At 47.8% G+C, this 18,334-nt stretch carries 17 protein-coding genes; 1 reads left to right on the plus strand and 16 read right to left on the minus strand.

The annotated features are described in order from the left end of the window. The first annotated feature begins 8 nt into the window (after window positions 1-8). Window positions 9-1,451 carry an acetylxylan esterase AxeA1 gene (gene axeA1 / locus BLR73_RS08925; RefSeq protein WP_013065432.1) on the plus strand — a complete coding sequence of 481 codons (1,443 nt, stop codon included), beginning with the start codon at window positions 9-11 and terminating at the stop codon, window positions 1,449-1,451. A 40-nt stretch (window positions 1,452-1,491) separates the two neighbouring features. Here the strand turns inward: axeA1 and BLR73_RS08930 are convergent, their stop codons facing one another. The 16 genes from BLR73_RS08930 to BLR73_RS09005 all read right to left on the minus strand — a co-directional run bounded on the left by BLR73_RS08930 (window position 1,492) and on the right by BLR73_RS09005 (window position 17,887). Further along, window positions 1,492-3,471, minus strand: a complete 1,980-nt coding sequence (locus tag BLR73_RS08930; RefSeq protein WP_091861203.1) for a sensor histidine kinase — start codon at window positions 3,469-3,471, stop codon at window positions 1,492-1,494. Between the two features lie 81 nt (window positions 3,472-3,552). Then, on the minus strand, window positions 3,553-4,518 hold the full coding sequence (locus BLR73_RS08935; RefSeq protein WP_074760348.1) for a Rossmann-fold NAD(P)-binding domain-containing protein: 966 nt from the start codon (window positions 4,516-4,518) through the stop codon (window positions 3,553-3,555). 31 nt (window positions 4,519-4,549) lie between these two features. Next, on the minus strand, window positions 4,550-6,625 hold the full coding sequence (locus BLR73_RS08940; protein WP_233456388.1) for a SpoIIE family protein phosphatase: 2,076 nt from the start codon (window positions 6,623-6,625) through the stop codon (window positions 4,550-4,552). A 23-nt stretch (window positions 6,626-6,648) separates the two neighbouring features. Then, window positions 6,649-7,890 (minus strand): glutamate-5-semialdehyde dehydrogenase, encoded by a 1,242-nt coding sequence (locus BLR73_RS08945; RefSeq protein ID WP_091861206.1) that lies wholly within the window; start codon window positions 7,888-7,890, stop codon window positions 6,649-6,651. 7 nt (window positions 7,891-7,897) lie between these two features. Beyond that, window positions 7,898-8,665 carry a glutamate 5-kinase gene (gene proB, locus BLR73_RS08950; RefSeq protein ID WP_091861209.1) on the minus strand — a complete coding sequence of 256 codons (768 nt, stop codon included), beginning with the start codon at window positions 8,663-8,665 and terminating at the stop codon, window positions 7,898-7,900. A gap of 3 nt (window positions 8,666-8,668) precedes the next feature. After that, window positions 8,669-9,028 (minus strand): YraN family protein, encoded by a 360-nt coding sequence (locus BLR73_RS08955; RefSeq protein ID WP_013065319.1) that lies wholly within the window; start codon window positions 9,026-9,028, stop codon window positions 8,669-8,671. A gap of 16 nt (window positions 9,029-9,044) precedes the next feature. Next, entirely contained in the window at window positions 9,045-10,697 is a 1,653-nt protein-coding gene (locus BLR73_RS08960; RefSeq protein ID WP_013064503.1) for an AMP-binding protein, read from the minus strand. Window positions 10,698-10,725: 28 nt separating this feature from the next. Next, window positions 10,726-11,289, minus strand: a complete 564-nt coding sequence (locus tag BLR73_RS08965) for a helix-turn-helix domain-containing protein (protein ID WP_013064828.1) — start codon at window positions 11,287-11,289, stop codon at window positions 10,726-10,728. A 14-nt stretch (window positions 11,290-11,303) separates the two neighbouring features. Then, a complete protein-coding gene (locus BLR73_RS08970; RefSeq protein WP_091861212.1) occupies window positions 11,304-11,918 on the minus strand; it encodes a hypothetical protein in 615 nt (204 codons plus the stop codon). Continuing rightward, window positions 11,915-12,694 carry a pyrroline-5-carboxylate reductase family protein gene (locus BLR73_RS08975; protein ID WP_091861215.1) on the minus strand — a complete coding sequence of 260 codons (780 nt, stop codon included), beginning with the start codon at window positions 12,692-12,694 and terminating at the stop codon, window positions 11,915-11,917. The genes BLR73_RS08970 and BLR73_RS08975 overlap by 4 nt, the downstream gene beginning before the upstream one ends. After that, window positions 12,691-13,830 carry an aspartate aminotransferase family protein gene (locus BLR73_RS08980; protein WP_013065706.1) on the minus strand — a complete coding sequence of 380 codons (1,140 nt, stop codon included), beginning with the start codon at window positions 13,828-13,830 and terminating at the stop codon, window positions 12,691-12,693. The genes BLR73_RS08975 and BLR73_RS08980 overlap by 4 nt, the downstream gene beginning before the upstream one ends. A 22-nt stretch (window positions 13,831-13,852) precedes the next feature. Further along, complete coding sequence (argC, locus tag BLR73_RS08985; RefSeq protein WP_013063858.1) at window positions 13,853-14,818, minus strand: N-acetyl-gamma-glutamyl-phosphate reductase; 966 nt, start codon at window positions 14,816-14,818, stop codon at window positions 13,853-13,855. 33 nt (window positions 14,819-14,851) lie between these two features. Beyond that, a complete protein-coding gene (locus BLR73_RS08990; protein ID WP_028904042.1) occupies window positions 14,852-16,054 on the minus strand; it encodes an argininosuccinate synthase in 1,203 nt (400 codons plus the stop codon). Between the two features lie 52 nt (window positions 16,055-16,106). Beyond that, the gene (locus tag BLR73_RS08995; protein ID WP_091861217.1) at window positions 16,107-16,712 is read right to left on the minus strand and encodes a GNAT family N-acetyltransferase; all 606 of its coding nucleotides are present in this window, start codon (window positions 16,710-16,712) and stop codon (window positions 16,107-16,109) included. 11 nt (window positions 16,713-16,723) lie between these two features. Beyond that, window positions 16,724-17,200, minus strand: a complete 477-nt coding sequence (gene argR / locus BLR73_RS09000; protein ID WP_013064565.1) for an arginine repressor — start codon at window positions 17,198-17,200, stop codon at window positions 16,724-16,726. Between the two features lie 84 nt (window positions 17,201-17,284). Further along, window positions 17,285-17,887, minus strand: coding sequence for a DUF4923 family protein (locus tag BLR73_RS09005; protein WP_041386157.1), 603 nt, complete (start codon window positions 17,885-17,887; stop codon window positions 17,285-17,287). Window positions 17,888-18,334 lie beyond the last annotated feature (447 nt).

Genomic DNA, 18,334 nt, shown 5'->3' on the forward strand with positions numbered 1-18,334 from the left:
TTGTAACTATGAACAGAAAACTATTCATGACGGGGCTGCTGATGCTGGCTATGACCATGCAGGCGCAGACCGCAAAGAAGTTTACGTTGAACCTGTCCGATGATGGAAAGGCTCAGATGGTGTGTTTCCTTCCAGAGAATCCCTCAGGCAGAGCCATTGTTGGTGTGCCTGGAGGTGGCTACTCTATGCTTTCGAATACGCATGAGGGCTATCAGGCTTCCGATTGGTTAAATAAACAGGGTATCGCTTATTTCGTGGTAAACTATCGTTTGCCGCATGGTGACCGTACCATTCCAGTAGGAGATGTGGAGCAAGGCTTCCGTATCGTTCGCGACTCGGCTAAGGTCTGGAATATTAATCCTAACGATGTGGGCATTATGGGCTTCTCGGCAGGTGGACATCTGTCGTCGGTCATCTCAACGATGTCGCCTTATGAAGTGCGTCCTAACTTCTCGATACTATTCTATCCTGTAATCTCGATGGATGAGCGTGTATCACATAAGTGGTCGTGCATCAACTTTCTGGGTAAAGAGGGGTATAAGGATCCTAAACTTATAGGACAGTACTCAACCCAGAATGCCGTTCGCAGCCATCTCACGCCACCTGCTTGTATCATCAGCGCTAACGACGACCGTTTGGTGCCTGTGGTAACCAATGGTATACAGTATTATTCGGCTATGCGCAATGCCGGTAATGAATGCAGCTTGTTTATCTACCCTTCGGGCGATCATGGCTTTGGCTTTGGCACGTGGTTTAAGTATCACGACCAACTGTTGCAGGACTTAGGTAACTGGCTTAAGTCGATTCCTGCCCCCAAGGAGGATGCTATCCGTGTGGCTTGCATCGGTAACAGCATTACTGATGGTTTTGGTATTGATATGCGTGCCAAGTACGGCTATCCGGCACAACTGCAGGGTATCCTGGGTGATGGCTACTGGGTAAAGAACTTTGGTGTTTCGGCACGTACCATGTTGAACAAGGGTGATTTCCCTTATATGAACGAGATGGCCTGGAAGGATGCCTTGGCATTTAAGCCCGATGTGGTTGTGATTAAGCTCGGCACCAACGACTCGAAGCCCGAGAACTGGCAGTATGGCTCAGAGTTTAGGCAGGATTTGGAACAGATGATTAAGGCCCTGCGCCCAGACCTTGCCCAACCAGCTAAGAAAGGTAAGAAGAAGGCTAAGGCTGCAGCTCAGCCTGCAGGTCCAAAGATCCTGCTTTGTACGCCCATCCCTGCCTTCAAGCCCAGTTGGAATATCAACGATAAGGTGATTACCGACGAGATTATCCCCATCCAGCAGGAAGTAGCTAAGCAGTATGGCTTACAGATTATCGATCTGCATGCCCTGATGCTAAACGATGGCGATAAGGTGGTAGATGATGGTATTCATCCCAACGAAAAAGGGGCCAAGAAGATGGCCGAGATCATTGCGGCAGCCATCAAATAAATACAGTAATCCCCGTTCTGTTGTGAACGGGGATTACTGTTTATTTTAATCTAACCACAAACCGGGCACCTTGTGTGTAAGTGGTGTCGAGGGTGAGGGTGTATCCCATCGAGGTGGCTAAGCATCGGGCCAATGGCAAGCCAACGCCAAGTGTATGCTCGTCGGGTGACAGACGTACAAACGGCACAAAGATATGCTCAGCATCACTCGCTGGGATGGTGGGGCCTTCGTTGCTTACAGCAATCGCATAGCTACCATCGGTTAGGGTGTGACAGCTTAACTGCAGCGTATCGCCTGTGGCATATTTTACAACATTGTCGAGCAGGCAGTTAATCAGCTCCTGCAGCAGCATATTGGTGGTAATCTTCTCATCGTCGGCCACATCTGTTACAAACTCGATGTTCTTGGGTTGGGTTTTGAAATGCTGGTCGTAACTGTTTAGAGTGGTACGTGCCATTTCGTTAAGACCAATCTCGTAGTTCATAGGGATAGGATAAGCATCGCCATAGAGACTGAATAATATCAGCTTGCGGGTAGATGTAGCTACATCGTAGGCATCACGGCAGATAGCTGAGCGTAACTGCATATACTCATCGTGGGGCAACTGTCCGTCGGCATCGATGATAACTTCTGCAGTACCAATCAGTGTCTGTAACGGCGAGCGGAGCGCATCCTGACAAACACGTTTCTCCTCATCAGTAATTCCTAAATCGCCACGTGAGTAAGAATCAAGTACAGGGTCCATCAACGATTCGATGTTCTTGGCTGCAGCAACAATATCGCGATAACGCTTACTGCGTTCCTCGGGTTTGAGTTTGAATTCTGGGTCGTTGAATATGCGTGCATAGTTTAGCAGCGAACTGATAGGTGATTTGAGCTTTTCAAAGATGGTTGTTACAAAGGCACGACGGATAGCCTGACCGGCCTTAGCTCGACGGCGGGCCTCCTGTAACTCATGGAACTGCTCTTTCAACTTGAGATTTTTGAAATAGCGATAGATAAGTATGGCTATAAGCAGTAAGATGATGACTGTAGACAATAGACCTCCCAACATTAATTGCTTGTGGCGCAGTTCGCCTTTCTCCTGTTCGGCTTGAAGCATATCGATGCCGTGCGAGATATCCATGATATCATCCTCGAGCACCTCGCGCTCGTCAATCTGTTGAAAACTGTCCTTGAGTTCGGCGGCACGGAAGGCATGTTGCCAATCGCCCATCTTTTCATATACATCCAGTCGCAGCTCGTTTGCCATCATCGGCACATCAACAGAGTCGCACCATGCCAAAGCGTGCTTATAGTCGTTTTTCAACATATAATGACAAACCATTACCTGATACAGGTTGGCAGGATTAAACCCTGCAGGATTATTCTGGCGAATACTGTCGTAGCGGGCATAGTAGCGGTCGAATGCCTGGCGGTCGCCTAGGCGGTTGGCGATGATGCAACGAAAGCCCAGCACGCCGCTATCGTACATCGGGTTATCGAGCATTTGTTTTGGCAGACTGTCGAGGCATGCCATGGCCTCGGTAGGATGGTTGCCGCTAAGTGCTTGAGCCAAAGATAGGTAGCAATTGAATACTGATATGGGTTCTTTGTTGGCATCTACTCCCTGAAGAGCCTTACGAAAGTATGTCTCACCCATTTCTGGTTGGTTTCTGCCGAAATAGAAGAAACCCAGACACATGTGGGGGATATACAGATATTTCTCCTGATGGCGATCGCGGATATCTTCGGTAATGCGATGAATCTCAGTATAGGCACGGTGGAAGTGCTTGTGGTTAACATCGTAAATAACGCGGTTCATCCAAGCACGGTAGAATTTATCCCAAGTTTGGTTCTTCTCCAAGTGGTTGAGAAATAGTTTATGAGCATTGTAGAAGTCGGAATCGCTGCCACTTACCTGCGCTTGTTGAACGCGCATGGCTAGTTCCTGTTCTATGTTATCGGTATCAGCATAGATCTTGTTGCTACCGAGAAATGCCAAGGTTAAAAGTACAAAAAGGTATAGATAATGTTTCATGATGTTTTTGGGGTAATGGATGCCCCGCGCACTTCATTCATGATGACGCGGGGCATTGTTATTGGGAATTATTGTTTGTGGTTAAAGGGCTTCGAGCATGCGCTTGATAACTACCGAACAGCTAATCTCGCGGTTGGCTGCCTCGGGGATAACAAGGCTGTTGGGGCTCTCAATCACATCGTCTGTTACAATAAGGTTACGACGAACGGGTAGACAGTGCATGAACTTACCATTGTTTGTCCATGACATGTGCTCTGTGTCAACTGTCCACGACATATCCTTGCTGGTGATCTTTCCATAATCGGCAAGGTTTGTTACACCTGGGTTACTCCAGTTTTTTGCATAAATGAAATCTGCACCCTCGAAAGCTTTCTTCTGATCGTACTCTACGCGGGCATTACCTACGAACTTTGGATCGAGTTCGTAACCCTCGGGGTGGGTGATGACGAAGTCAACATCGGGAGCGGCGTTCATCCACTGGGCGAACGAGTTAGGTACAGCCTGAGGCAATGCACGGCAATGAGGTGCCCAAGTGAGGACTACCTTTGGACGTTCTACTACCTTATGCTCCTCGATGGTGATGAGATCGGCAAAGGCCTGTAGGGGATGAACTGTAGCTGTTTCCATTGCAAATACGGGACGACCGCTATATTTGATGAACTGTTGCAGCACGGTCTCGGCATAGTCGTACTCACGGTCGGTAAGCCCGGCAAACGAGCGTACACCAATCAAGTCGCAGTAGCATCCCATTACAGGAATTGCCTCAAGCAGATGCTCGCTCTTGTCGCCATCCATAATCACACCACGCTCGGTTTCCAACTTCCATGCACCGGCATTTACATCAAGCACAATCACATTCATGCCTAAGTTCATTGCTGCCTTCTGGGTGCTGAGACGGGTGCGGAGCGAATTATTAAAGAAGATCATCATCAGGGTCTTGTTTTTACCCAGATGCTGATACTTGTAACGATCGTTCTTAATCTCAAATGCTTCGGCCATCGCCTTATCCAATGGACCGAGGTCTTCTACGTTGATAAAACTCTTCATATTTTTATTATTAATTATCAATTGTCAACTATTAATTATCAATTCTCAAAGCTTTGAGGCACATGATGGTCATGTCGTCGTTAGGTTCGGCACCATGACGATGGCGTTCCACTTCGGCTTCCATCAGTTCTACTACATGGCGGGCGTCTTTGAATTTTGTATGCCGTAGTATATCCAGCATATGCTCGTCGCCAAACTGTTCCAGCTTGATGTTCTCGGCTTCATTAAGTCCATCGGAATAAATGAAGAGAGGACGCCCCTTGATGGATGCAATCTCCTCGCCGATATATTCAAGTTCCGGCCATAGACCGATAGGGGCATTCGACTCCATCTCAAGGAATGAACCTTGCTGCTCATCGCCTCCGATGACAGGGGGATTGTGCCCGGCATTGCAGAAATGGAGTTGGCCGTTGGTAAGATTTAGCTGACCAATGAACATAGTGACGAACATGCCGTTGTCGTTTTTCTCTGTTAGTTCATCATTCAAGCGTGTGGCTATGGAGGCTGGCATCATGTGCTGCTTTGCTAAGGCACGGAACAGACGGATGGTCTGGGCCATAAATAGTGAGGCAGGCACTCCTTTTCCAGATACATCGCCCAAACAGAAATATAAGATGTTATCTTCAAGCAGATAATCGTATAGATCGCCGCCAACCTCCTTGGCTGGGTTCATCGAGGCGTAGAGATCCAGGTCGGGACGCTCGGGGAATTCGTGTGGCACCATTGACATCTGGATGTCGCGGGCAATACGCAGCTCACTCTCAATGCGCTCCTTTGCTGCGGTGGTCTGTTCCAACTGCTCGTAGGCAGTCTCCAACTTGTCGTAGGCCACAGTCAGATCTTTCATGTGACGGCTACGACGGTATAGGTAGATGCTTAGGAAGGCGATAATGAGCAGGCCCACACCGATGGCTGTCCAAAGGGTGATACGTTCCATCCTTTCCTTGTTCTGCTCCAATTCAAGTTTTGACTGATACTCGCTCAACTTCGATTGTTGGGCCTGGCGGTCCAGACTATCGTTCTTTAGTTTTATGGCGGCATTGCTTAGTTCAATGTCGCGATTCTTAAGTGTCAGATCTAATGCTTCTTTCTCCAAGCGTTCTTGTTCCAGTTCGTTGGCTTGGCGTTCCAAACGTAGTTCCTGGTTGTGCAACTTCAATTTCTTTGCTTCGTTCTCGGCTCGGATGATGTCCATCTGCATGGTATGCTCTGCCGATTGCTTACGTATGTCGGCCGTGTTGATGGAGTCGCTAACCCTTTTATACTCTTTGAAGTATTTGAGGGCATCTTCCCATTTCCCCAACCATTCGTAAGCGTAAGAGATAAACTGGGCTCGTTCTTGGGGCAACTTCACTTTTTGGGCCAATTCGAGCATTTTCTCGTAGTCGCCGTTAACACGGGCATGGTAGATTTCAATATCGTTAGCAAAGAGCGAACGGTAATGATACTTCTCTGAGACTTTTTTCCATTCCGCGTAAGCCTTGTTCAACTCTGTTTTTTGATTGGCTCCCTGATGATACATGGCTGCGATGCATCGATAACTCCATGCATCTACAATCGAAGGTCCTGTGAGGTTGGGTTCTTTCAAGGCTTTGTCGGCCATTTCGAGCACTTTCTTCTGGTCTCTGCGATTGTGATAGATTTTTGCTAGTCCCAAATAGGCCGGAGCGGCATTGATATGGGGCAAAAAAGATTGTTTATATTTTAAGGCTTTTAAGTAATTCTGCTCAGCCTGTATTTCCATCCTGAGGACGCTGGACTGGCTGGCTGTGATGAGTGACGAATAGTATATACCTAGTTTGCTGTCGTGTTGCTGGCTATACTCGTTCAGAGCCTTGGCTATCTCAATGCCTTTGTCTCTGCTGATTTTTGAAAATGCAAAGGAGGCCTGGTTGGCCCAGGTCCGGTAGTAGAGATCTTCGTCTTTCGCTTTCTGGCAAGCGTCTTTCAGTTGGTCGGTGATATTCATGAACTGCTCAACCTCGTGTGAGGAGTACAGACGGTACATCTCCTTTGTCAACCGATCAAGTTCGGTCTGATGACTTTGGGCCGCCACTATAAGTGGCAGCACAAAGAATAGTAGGTATATAGTAATGTTTCTTTTCATTTTGTTCCCTCCTTATATATAACCTATGGACGTATCTGTCCTTCACCTTCGATGAGCCACTTGTAGGTGGTTATTTCTTCGAGTGCCATAGGACCACGGGGGCCTAGCTTCTGGGTAGAAATGCCAATCTCGGCACCAAGACCGAACTGAGCACCATCGGTAAACGAGGTGGGGGCATTCCAGTAAACGCAGGCTGCATCAACATGAGCCTGGAACTTACGGGCAGTTTGTTCGTTCATCGTAACGATAGCTTCGCTATGTCCGCTGCCGTTCTGGTCTATATGGTCGAGAGCTTCGTCAAGCGAAGCAACAGTCTTGATAGCAAGCTTATAATCCATAAACTCGGTTCCGAAACTGTCGTCGGTGGCTGGCTCCAAGAAAGGATAATTGCTATCGAGGGCTTGGTATGCCTGTTTGTCGGCATAGATGATAACATGCTTGTCGGCCATTTTCTGGCAGAGAGCAGGCAGATCGGCCAGGCGGCTCTCGTGTATTAGCAGACAGTCGAGTGCGTTGCAAACAGATACACGGCGGGTTTTGGCATTGTTAATGATTGCACATCCCATCTCTAAGTCGCCCTCGGCGTCGAAATAGGTGTTTACCACACCGGCACCTGTTTCGATAACAGGTATACGAGCTGTGTCGCGTACGAAGTCGATAAGCTTACGACCGCCACGTGGAATGCAGAGATCTACATAACCCACAGCATTCAGCATCTCGCCTGTAGCCTCATGAGTGGCGGGCAGCAGGGCAACCACATCTTTGGATACACCAAACTGTTCCAATATCTCATGAATGAGTGCAACTTCCTCGCGGTTACTGCAGTCGGCATCCTTTCCACCTTTCAGTATGCAAGCATTACCGCTCTTAAAGCAGAGCGAGAATACATCGAACGTAACATTAGGGCGCGCTTCGTAAATCATACCAATTACACCAAAGGGCACGCTGACACGACATAGACGAAGTCCGTTAGGTAGCGTTTTCTGTTTGGTGACATGTCCCAATGGTGAGGGGAGGGTGGCTACGTTGCGCATGTCGGAAGCAATACCCTCTAAACGGCTATCTGTGAGTTGCAGACGGTCGTACAATGGGTTGTCTTTCGACATCTTGGCCAAATCCTGGGCGTTTGCCTCCAGGATTCTTGCCTTATGATTAATGATAGCATCGGCAACGGCATTGAGTATCTCGTTGCGCTGCTCGTCGGTAAGCAGAGCCAGACTCTTGCTGGCACGTTTTACACGTTCGAATGTATCTTTGAGTTGCATAGCTCTATTATGTTAGGAATTCAGTGTGAGGTGTTGAATCAGGTCTTTCAATCAAGTCGATCAGGATATCATCGCGGGTACCATTAGCAATGATAACATGGATGCCTGCCGACTGTATGTTGCTGGCCGTGTGGTATTTTGAGTGCATACCACCACGTCCGAAAGCACTCTTCTCCTTCTGGATAAATTTTGAAAGGTCGGTGCAAGGTGCAACGGTCTGTATCAGTTCCGATGAAGGATCATCGGGGTGACCGGTATAGATACCATCGATGTTAGAGAGCAGAATCAGTGAATCGGCTTTCATCATCTGTGCGATGAGGCCCGAGAGTTCATCGTTATCTGTAAACATCAGCTCGGTAACTGATACGGTGTCGTTCTCGTTAACGATGGGGAGAACATCGTTCTCCAGCATCACCGTCATACATGCCTGCTGGTTGCGATACTGCTCGCCTGGCTGGAAGTTCTCCTTCATGGTGAGCACCTGACCAACGTGAATACCAAACTCGCGGAACAAGTCGTAGTAAAGACCTACGAGTTTTACCTGACCGACAGCAGAGAACAACTGGCGCTGTTCAACCGAATCAAGCGAGTGGTCGACTGTGAGTTCGCGTCTACCGCAGGCTACGGCACCCGAGGTAACAAGGATAACCTCGATATTCTGCTTGCGCAACCAAGCTATCTGATCGACCAGCGCCGACATGCGGGTGACGTCCAGTTTGCCATCTGCTCGTGTCAGTACGTTCGAACCTACTTTGATAACAATTCTTTTCTTCATCTTCTAATATAATCGTACATCTTTGATGTGATCTATTTCTGGTTGCTGACCCATCGTGCCGACTACAGTAATAATATCGAACCTGACATCGCTGTTGATACGGCGGTACTTAATGTAGTGGTTGATGGCCAGACGGAGATTCTGTAACTTACGGTAGTCGACAGCCTCTTCAGGGTCACCGAACAATCGGTTGCGACGGGTTTTGACTTCAACAAATACCACTTCGTTGCCGTCTGTGGCGATGATGTCGATATCCCGACGCCCCGACTTCCAGTCGCGTTCTATTATACGATAGCCATGATGCTGTAGGTATTCGGTGGCTTTGTCTTCGCCCCATTTCCCTAACTCATTATGTGCAGCCATAACTATTCTTTCATCATTATTTCTCCGCGTCTTTCTTGCGAATCTCTACGCGGCGAATCTTACCACTGATGGTCTTTGGCAGTTCGTCAACAAACTCCACAATACGTGGGTACTTGTAAGGCGCTGTCTCCTTTTTAACATGCTGCTGCAGTTCCTTTACGAGATCGTCGCCAGCCTTGTCCTTCCACTCTTTGCCGAGTACAACGGTTGCCTTTACCACCATACCGCGGATATCGTCGGGTACACCTGTGATGGCGCACTCAACTACGGCAGGGTGAGTCATCAGGGCACTCTCAACCTCGAATGGGCCAATGCGGTAACCTGAGCTCTTGATCACATCGTCGATACGACCTTCGAACCAGTAGTAACCGTCTTCATCGCGCCAAGCCATATCTCCGGTGTGATAGATGCCATCGTGCCAGGCCTCGCGGGTTTTCTCCTCATCGCGGTAGTAGCCCTTAAACAAACCGATAGGCTTCTTATCGCCTACGCGTACCACGATCTCACCTTTCTCACCATCCTCACATGAAGTTCCGTCGGCACGCAGCAGATCAATATTGTACTGAGCATTAGGGATACCCATCGAACCGGGCTTTGGTGTCATCCAAGGGAAGGTACCGAGGGTCATGGTGGTTTCGGTCTGACCGAAGCCCTCCATCATGCGGATGCCGGTCTTCTCGTAGAACTTATCATATACTGCGGGGTTCAGGGCCTCGCCTGCGGTACAGCAATACTGGAGACTGCTCAGGTCATACTTGCTCAAATCCTCACGAATCATAAAACGGTAGATGGTGGGAGGTGCACAGAAACTGGTAACCTTATACTTCTCCATCTGGCGCAGCAGGGTGTCGGCATTAAACTTCTCGTGGTCGAATACGAACACGGTAGCACCGGCAAACCACTGACCGTAGAACTTACCCCATACAGCCTTACCCCAACCAGTATCGGCTACGGTGAGGTGGAGTGAGCCTTCGTGCAGGTTATGCCAGAATACACCTGTGGTGAGGTGGCCCATGGCATACAGATAATCGTGTGCAACCATCTTTGGCTCGCCACTGGTACCAGAGGTGAAGTACATAATCATGGTGTCTTCGTTGTTATTAACGAAGGCAGGACGCTCGAACTTGGGGGCCTGCTGCCATTCTGCCTTCCAGTTGTGGAAACCTTCCTCGTCGCGCAGTGTGATATATTGCTTTACCGTAGGACTCTCAGGCATGGCCAGCTTGATCTGACTGATGATATAGTCATCGTCAGCACAGATGATGGCCTTTACTGAGGCACGTGTGTTACGATATACGTAGTCGTGCTTGGTGAGCATGTGGGTAGCGGGAATTACAATGGCACCGATCTTACATAACGCCAACATGATAACCCACCACTCGTAGTGACGCTTCAGGATGAGCATGACGGGATCGCCCTTACCGATACCCAGCGACATCAGGTATGATGCAGCCTGATCGCTCTGTTCCTTTAACTCACCATAGGTGGTACGTATCTCTTCGCCCTGATCGTTGGTCCAAAGCAATGCTAACTTCTCGGGTGCTTCCTCTGCCCACGCATCCATCACATCGTAGGCAAAGTTGAAGTTCTCTGGAATGATAAACTCCAGATTCTTATTGTAATCCTCTACAGACTCAAAATGTGTCTGCTTTAAAAATCTTTCTACCATAAATTTAATTCTTCAATCTTTCAATTCTTCAATTCTTTTCGACTGTAAAGGCGAGGAATTTCACGGGTTTGTCGCCTACGGCCAGCATGCCATGGGGCTTTGATGAGTCGAAATAGATGCTGTCACCCTCGTCGAGAATGATGGTCTTGCCACCGATAAAGAGTTCCATCTTACCCTCGAGTACCATGTTGAACTCCTGACCTGGGTGGGTATTTTTGTAAATGGTGCGAGCGCCTGGCTTGGGCTCTACAGTTACAATGAATACATCGGCCTGGTGGTTTACAAATCCACTTACCAGACTCTGATACTTGTAAGCCTTGGTGCGCTCTACGCTCATGCCCTGACCTTTACGTACTACAAAGTACGACTTCATATGGGGTGCCTCGGCAAACATCAGTTCCTCGGCTGATACACCATACTTGTGGGCTATCTTCATGAGGTTTGAGATGGTGATGTCAAGCTCACCTTTCTCAATCTTCTCGTACTTTTCTGAGTCGATACCGATTGTCTCGGCCATCTCGCTTACTGGAATGTCGAGAACATCGCGCAAACCGCGAAGGCGTTCTCCAATTTGCTTTAATTGCTCGTCCATGTGTTCTATGTTATTTATCGTTCATCTATGATTTTGTAATTCGCATATTTTTCTTTGGGGAAAACGAAAATGCTATCGTCGATGTTACCTGCCTTAAAGTTTGAAAAAGTGATAGTGGCCCAGAAAATGCTAACTTTTATACGTAGCTTCTTGGGATAGTAATTGCCTGGATTGAGCAGGGCAATTATCTTTTTCATCTTTACTTTGGCACCAGGCTTGGCTTGGAGGGTGACCAACAAACCGTCAGGATCCTTGGCGATAGAGTAGTTGTAGCTGTCGGGTTCGAATTTGAACATCTGCAGCTTTTCGTTCTTCTTGTTTACTTTAGGGTCGTGAATCTCGACGATGCCTTTCTTCTCGCGGAGAATATATTTGAGGTTACCGTCGTTCCACATCTTGGAGTCCTTATATTCCGACTTGGCTTTGTCGCCCTTATTCCATGAGGTGCCTTCTTCTTTGTATACGTGAAGAATGTCTATCTTATAATGGAATGTAACGCCCTCCTTACCATAGATATGGTTCCAAGCGGTATTAAACACACGCTTGGCTTGGCGGGCGTTGGCATTGTCCTGCGCCTTTGCAGTCAGGCTTAGGCATAAGACAAGCAGAATATAAAGGAGGCGTTTCATTTGAGTCCTGCTTTAAGACCGCGGATAACAGCAGAGGTGAAACCTGCATGTTCCATCTCGTTGAGACCCTTGATGGTTAAACCACCAGGAGTGGTAACCAGATCGATGGCAGCTTCGGGGTGCATACCACTGGCTTCCAGCAGTTCAACAGCGCCTTTCATGGTCTGCATCACAATCTTCTTGGCATCATCGGCCTTGAAACCTAACTCTACACCACCTTCGGCTGCTGCGCGGATATAGCGCATGGCATAAGCGATACCGCAACTGGCCAGCGTGGTACCTGATGCCAAGTGTTGCTCGTCGGTGAGGAGTGACGTTCCCATATCGTTAAAGATACCCTGAACCAGTTCTGTCTGCTGCTGGGTAGTATCGCAAGGTACGATAAAGGTCATCGAAGCCAACTGGGCAATGGCGATGTTTGGAATAACCAGGAAAAGTGGGGGACAGTTTGCACCCAACCATTCCTTGATGCTTGCTGAAGGAACGCCTGCGGCAATTACAATCAGTAGTTGTTTCTTGGGGTTGAGTTCGGCTTTGATGTCGGTGAGTACACGCTCTACTAACCAAGGTTTTACAACTACGCAAACAATATCGGCAGTCTTGGCAGCCTGCTGGTTGTCGGTAGTTACGTTAACACCTAACTTGGCAAACTTATCTACAACCGCCTGCGAAGGGTCGCTTACGGTGATATCCTCGTTCTTAAACTGATGGCCTTTGATCAGACCTTCGACGGTAGCGCCACCCATGGCGCCTGCGCCTATTACTGAAATTTTCATAATTCCTCGGGTTTTACTCTAATCAGTCTTTCGATAAAGTCGTCGGCTTCTGCCTTGGTGAGACAGAGTGGTGGCAGCAAGCGCAGAATGTTCTGACCTGCACATCCGGTAAAGCAATGCTCATGCTTGATGAGTGGCTTACGTACCATGGCGTGTGGCATGTCGAGTTCGATACCAATCATGAGTCCGCGACCGCGAACCTCCTTGATGTGCGAACTACCAATGTTGCGAATGCCTTCCATCAGGTAGTCGCCTACCTCGCGGGCATTCTCTACAAGACCTTCGTTCTCAAATACATCGAGTGTAGCCAAGGCTGCAGCACAAGCCAGGTGGTTACCACCAAAGGTGGTGCCTAACTGTCCGTAAACAGGCTCGAACTCTGGTGAAATCAGCACACCACCCATGGGGAATCCGTTAGCGATACCCTTGGCAACGGTGATGATATCGGGCTTGATGCCTAACCATTGGTGGGCAAAGAATTTTCCGCTACGACCATAGCCGCACTGAATCTCGTCGCAGATAAGTACGGCGCCATAACGCTTACAAGCGTAAGCCAATCCCTGGGCAAACTCAGGTGTGGCCATCTGGATACCGCCTACACCCTGGATGCATTCCAGAATTACAGCTGCTACGCCACCTTTCGACAGTTCGCGAACCCAGGGCTCCAAATCGTTCAAAGGCAGGAAACGTACGTGGTGGTTGTCGTTGATGGGAGCCACAATCTTGGGATTGTTTGTTACCTCGACAGCCAGACTGGTACGGCCGTGGAATGCTTTCTCGCAACTCAGCACGCGGGTGTTGCCGGTTTTGAACGAGGCCAACTTCAGGGCATTCTCGTTAGCTTCGGCACCAGAATTAATCAGGAACAACTGATAATCGTCGTAGCCCGAAATCTTGCCTAAACGCTCAGCCAGCTGTACTTGCAGTTTGTTGATAACAGAGTTAGAGTAGAAACCGATGTTCTGCAACTGTTCTGTTACCTTACTAATATAATGGGGATGTGAGTGGCCGATGCTGATAACAGCGTGTCCACCGTAAAGGTCGAGATACTCCTGACCTTTGTCGTCCCACACTTTACAACCTTTTCCTTTTACGATGTTAACATCGAACAATGGATAAACGTCGAATAGTTTCATGTCGTTTCCTTTCTTTTAATTGTTAGAAAGCTGATGCTTTAAGTTTCAGTCCGGCAGTCTCGTCAATGCCGAACATGATATTCATGTTTTGTACAGCCTGGCCAACAGCACCCTTCAACAGGTTGTCGATAGCAGAGGTAACGAGCAGTTTACTGCCGTATTTTTCTACATGTACCAAAGCTTTGTTGGTATTTACTACTTGCTTCAGGTCGATAGCTTTGTCGCTATAGTGGGTAAAGGCTGCATCCTTATAGAAGTCCTTGTAAGCTTCAATCACATCTTCTACTGGGGCAGGTGTCTTGATAACTGCTGTGCAGAAAATGCCACGGGCAAAGTCGCCACGATAGGGGATAAAGTCGATATCAGCGTCAAGATAGCCCTGAATCTGCTTCAATGACTGACGAATCTCAGCGATGTGTTGGTGCTGGAAGGGCTTGTAGATGCTCAGGTTGTTGTTGCGCCACGAGAAGTGTGTAGTGGCGCCTGGCTTCTGGCCAGCACCGGTTGAACCGGTGATGGCATTTACTGCCACATCCTCTTTTAGCAGATTCAGATAAGCGGCAGGCAATAGTGCGAGCTGGATACAAGTAGCAAAGCAGCCTGGGTTAGCCAGGTGCTGAGCTTTCATAATCTCCTCCTTGTTAATCTCGGGCAGGCCGTACACATAGTCGTGGTCGCCTTTGATGCGGAAATCCTGTGCCAGATCGATGATTTTGACGTTAGCGGGGATGGTATGCTCCTTCAGGAATGCCTCGCTCTTGCCATGACCGAAACAGAAAAATACCACATCCACCTTGTCGAAAGGCATCTCGCTGGTAAACTTAAGATCAGTGTCGCCAATCAGTCCTTCGTGCACATCCGATACCAGGTTGCCAGCATTACTTTCTGAGTTGGCAAACACAATCTCTGCTTCAGGATGGTTCAGCAACAAGCGGATGAGTTCGCCGCCTGTATAACCTGCTGCACCAAGTATTCCAATCTTTATCATAAAATCGGTATTTATCCGTGTAATCCGTGATTCTTATCTTTTCTCGTCCTTGTGGATGCCGTAGTATACACGCAGTGGGGTAGAGCTAACTTTGATGAAGCCCTTGGCCTCGTCGGCTGTCCAACCTGTCTGAGTCTCACCATATTCGCCCAGCTTACTCTTGGTCAGGTCGTTCGCACTGTCGATACCAACAGTCTCAAATCCGTAAGGACGGAGTTTCAGAATAGCTGTACCAGTTACGTTGCGCTGCGAAGAGGTAAGCATAGCCTCGATATCGGGCATCACTGGCTCAAGATACTGACTCTCGTGCAGGAACATGCCATACCAGTTGGCAACCTGATCCTTCCAGTACTGCTGCCACTTAGAGAGTGTTGACTTCTCCAGTAGACGGTGAGCTTCGATGATGAGCTTGGGGGCTGCAGCTTCGAAACCTACGCGGCCCTTAATGCCGATGATAGTATCACCTACGTTGGCATCACGACCGATAGCATAGCTGGCTCCAATCTCTTCAATCTTCTGGATGGCTTTCACCTTATCATCGAACTTCTCATCGTTTACGGCAACAATCTCACCCTTGTCGAACTGAATCTTCAGCAGCGACTCCTGCTCCTTGGCTGTAACATGCTTCAGGTAAGCCTCTTCAGGCAGTCCCTGTGTGGGATCGAGCAACTCGCCGCCACAGATACTGGTACCCCAGATACCAACATTATATGAGTACTTCAGCTTGGTGAAGTCTGCAAAGAATCCGTGCTCGTTCAGGTAGTCAACTTCTTCTTTACGAGTCAGTTTCTTATCGCGGGTCAGGGTGATAATCTCTACGCCTGGTGCCATTACAAGGAAGGTCATGTCGAAACGAATCTGGTCGTTTCCGGCACCGGTTGAACCGTGGGCGATGGCATCAGCACCAATCTCCTTGGCATAGCGGGCGATGGCGATAGCCTGGAAAATACGCTCGCTTGATACAGAAATTGGGTAGCAGTTGTTACGCAGCACATTTCCGAAAATCATATACTTCAACGATTTCTCGTAATACTCGTGGGTTACATCGAGGGTTACATAAGCCTTTGCACCAAGCTTAAAGGCGTTCTCCTCGTTCTTCTTCAACTGCTCGTCGCTAAAACCGCCTGTGTTGGCGCAGGCTGCATATACATCCCAGCCATCCTGGGTGAGTTTCATAACGGTGTAAGAGGTGTCAAGACCTCCTGAAAATGCGACTACTACTTTCTTGTTTGCCATATCTTTGTTGCTTTATATTATTTACTATTTGATACTTCGTATCGAACCTTCACTATTCACTAGCAGAATCAATTTTGCGTATTCTCTCCAGTACATCGTCGGAGATCTTTGCTGGCAGATGCTCTGTTGGATCGTAAAGCATCGCTGTACAGATGCAGTATTTGCGACCTGTACGATGCAGAACGTCAACATTGCAACAACCCTCGCAACCTTTCCAGAATGCCTCGTCGTCGGTTAAGTCGGCAAAGGTAACTGGCTGATAGCCTAATGCGGTGTTCATTGCCATCACTGCTGCACCACTGGTCAGCGAGAAAATCTTGGCGTGTGGCCATCGGGTTCTGGCTAATGTAAAAGTCATGTCCTTGATGCGCTTGGCAATATGCTTACCTCTGAAGTCGGGGTGTACAATCAGTCCCGAGGTGGTTACATATTGCTGATTCTCCCAAGTCTCGATGTAGCTGAATCCTGCAAATCTACCATCTTTGGTCAGGGCGATGACAGCTTTTGCTTCCATCATCTTCTTGGCCAGATACTCATGCGTTCTCTTGGCGATACCTGTACCGCGCACCTTTGCAGCCTCTGCAATGGTGTCGAGGATAGTGTCTACGTACTTCTCGTGTTCAGGTCCTGCTACCAAGACTTCAATTTCTTCTTCCATTTCTTTCTTCTTTATTTCATGTTTGGCACGACATCAGTCAGAGCTTCTACCACATCCTGATGCTTTACGCCTTCTTTAATTACAATGAATATGGTGTCGTCACCTGCAATGGTACCCAAGATTTCAGGTACATCACTATTGTCGATGTTCCAGGCAATCGAACTGGCATAGCCAGGGCGTGTCTTGATGATACCCATGTTGCCTGAAAAGTTGATACTGATAAAACCAGGTACCTTCATCATCTCACGAATGCTGTTGGGCGTGCTGACTCGCTTGTACATGGTCTCGTTGGGCAGTACATACACGTAGTTGCCACTCATCGAGGCGGCTTTTGCAACCTTCAGTTGCTTCAGATCGCGACTCAGTGTGGCTTGCGTCAGTTTGAAACCTTCCTTCTGGAGGGCGTTCAACAATTCGTCCTGGCTTCCTAACTGCTGACTTGATATGATCAGTCTCAGGGCTTCTAATCTGTTGGTCTTTACTTTCATCTCAGTATATTTATTCAGAAATCGGTTGCAAAATTATACAAAATTTCGCAACCGACCAAATATTTCTGCATATATTTGCAAATTTTACCGTTTCATATCGAATCCAACACGTACGCCATCGTAATTTTTACTCAAATCGCCAATTGTTTGCAAATCTTTGTTCCCGCTCATAGCCGACATGGTCTGGAGGACAGTCAACAGCTTCTTGGCTTCGAACAGGATAGAAATACCATTTGCCTCTTTCTTTGCATAGCAGTTCATCGAGAGCAGTAATCCTTTTAAGGAAATTTTCTGTGTAGCCTCGTCGAAAGTGTATTTGCCGTTGAATGGAGTGCCGGCTATTTTTGAAGAGAAGGTGCCATCTTCGTTAAAGGTGATATATGTGTTACTGGCTGAGAGGCCAACCTGCTGGTAGTAGGGCAGTAATTTCTCTTCAATCTGTACGGCGGCAACTTCACCACCAGCTTTGGCCAGCAGGTTCTCGCTGGTAAATGCGCAGCCAGGACCAGCATATTTCCATGTGGCAATCAGATTCTGTTGTTTTACCTTATCAAGACCGATAACACTTGTGATGGCATTTACTACACCAGTACCATTGGTCATGGCACCGAGTACCTGACCCATATTGCCGCAACTTGTCATTGCGATACACGCCAAAGCGGCAATTCCTACCATTACTTTCTTCATTTTGCTTTTTTTCCTTTTTGATGGTTCTACTTCTTTTGATAATGCAAAAGTAATTTAAATCCCTTAAACTACAAAACAATTATCAGAAATTAACGTAGTCATTTCTTAGTTGGGTAGGTAGTCTCTTCTGAACTCAAAAAATGCGGTGAGTTAATTCAAAAAGGGTTTTGAGTTAATTCACGAAGGGTTTTGAGTTAACTCATGGTTTTTAGGGATATGCCGGTCTGTCTATATAATATATAATAATGTGTCAGCATTTTTGAAGTTGATATTTGTCAAGAGCGACCAAAAAAATGCATGAAAAATGAAAATTTCTCTCGAAAAGTTTTGGTAGTTTCAAAAAAAGCTGTACCTTTGCACCCGCAAATCAGGAACACCACCTGACAAGCACTGAAAGAAAGAGTTCTTTGAAAGATTTACATAGACAGAAGTAGTACAAGAAGCAAG

The organism is Prevotella sp. khp1 (assembly GCF_900102205.1).
GTDB classification, from domain to species: Bacteria; Bacteroidota; Bacteroidia; order Bacteroidales; family Bacteroidaceae; genus Prevotella; species Prevotella ruminicola.

What these genes read in the sequence shown, in the direction of transcription:
- BLR73_RS08955 (WP_013065319.1), bottom strand. Translation starts at nt 9,028, where the DNA reads ATGGCTGCACATAATGAGTTAGGGAAATGGGGCGAAGACAAAGCCACC.
- BLR73_RS08975 (WP_091861215.1), bottom strand. Translation starts at nt 12,694, where the DNA reads ATGAAAATTTCAGTAATAGGCGCAGGCGCCATGGGTGGCGCTACCGTC.
- BLR73_RS08960 (WP_013064503.1), bottom strand. Translation starts at nt 10,697, where the DNA reads ATGGTAGAAAGATTTTTAAAGCAGACACATTTTGAGTCTGTAGAGGAT.
- proB (WP_091861209.1), bottom strand. Translation starts at nt 8,665, where the DNA reads ATGAAGAAAAGAATTGTTATCAAAGTAGGTTCGAACGTACTGACACGA.
- BLR73_RS08930 (WP_091861203.1), bottom strand. Translation starts at nt 3,471, where the DNA reads ATGAAACATTATCTATACCTTTTTGTACTTTTAACCTTGGCATTTCTC.
- BLR73_RS08990 (WP_028904042.1), bottom strand. Translation starts at nt 16,054, where the DNA reads ATGGCAAACAAGAAAGTAGTAGTCGCATTTTCAGGAGGTCTTGACACC.
- BLR73_RS08945 (WP_091861206.1), bottom strand. Translation starts at nt 7,890, where the DNA reads ATGCAACTCAAAGATACATTCGAACGTGTAAAACGTGCCAGCAAGAGT.
- BLR73_RS08940 (WP_233456388.1), bottom strand. Translation starts at nt 6,625, where the DNA reads ATGAAAAGAAACATTACTATATACCTACTATTCTTTGTGCTGCCACTT.
- argR (WP_013064565.1), bottom strand. Translation starts at nt 17,200, where the DNA reads ATGAAAGTAAAGACCAACAGATTAGAAGCCCTGAGACTGATCATATCA.
- BLR73_RS08995 (WP_091861217.1), bottom strand. Translation starts at nt 16,712, where the DNA reads ATGGAAGAAGAAATTGAAGTCTTGGTAGCAGGACCTGAACACGAGAAG.
- axeA1 (WP_013065432.1), top strand. Translation starts at nt 9, where the DNA reads ATGAACAGAAAACTATTCATGACGGGGCTGCTGATGCTGGCTATGACC.
- BLR73_RS08980 (WP_013065706.1), bottom strand. Translation starts at nt 13,830, where the DNA reads ATGAAACTATTCGACGTTTATCCATTGTTCGATGTTAACATCGTAAAA.
- BLR73_RS08935 (WP_074760348.1), bottom strand. Translation starts at nt 4,518, where the DNA reads ATGAAGAGTTTTATCAACGTAGAAGACCTCGGTCCATTGGATAAGGCG.
- BLR73_RS08970 (WP_091861212.1), bottom strand. Translation starts at nt 11,918, where the DNA reads ATGAAACGCCTCCTTTATATTCTGCTTGTCTTATGCCTAAGCCTGACT.
- BLR73_RS08965 (WP_013064828.1), bottom strand. Translation starts at nt 11,289, where the DNA reads ATGGACGAGCAATTAAAGCAAATTGGAGAACGCCTTCGCGGTTTGCGC.
- BLR73_RS09005 (WP_041386157.1), bottom strand. Translation starts at nt 17,887, where the DNA reads ATGAAGAAAGTAATGGTAGGAATTGCCGCTTTGGCGTGTATCGCAATG.
- argC (WP_013063858.1), bottom strand. Translation starts at nt 14,818, where the DNA reads ATGATAAAGATTGGAATACTTGGTGCAGCAGGTTATACAGGCGGCGAA.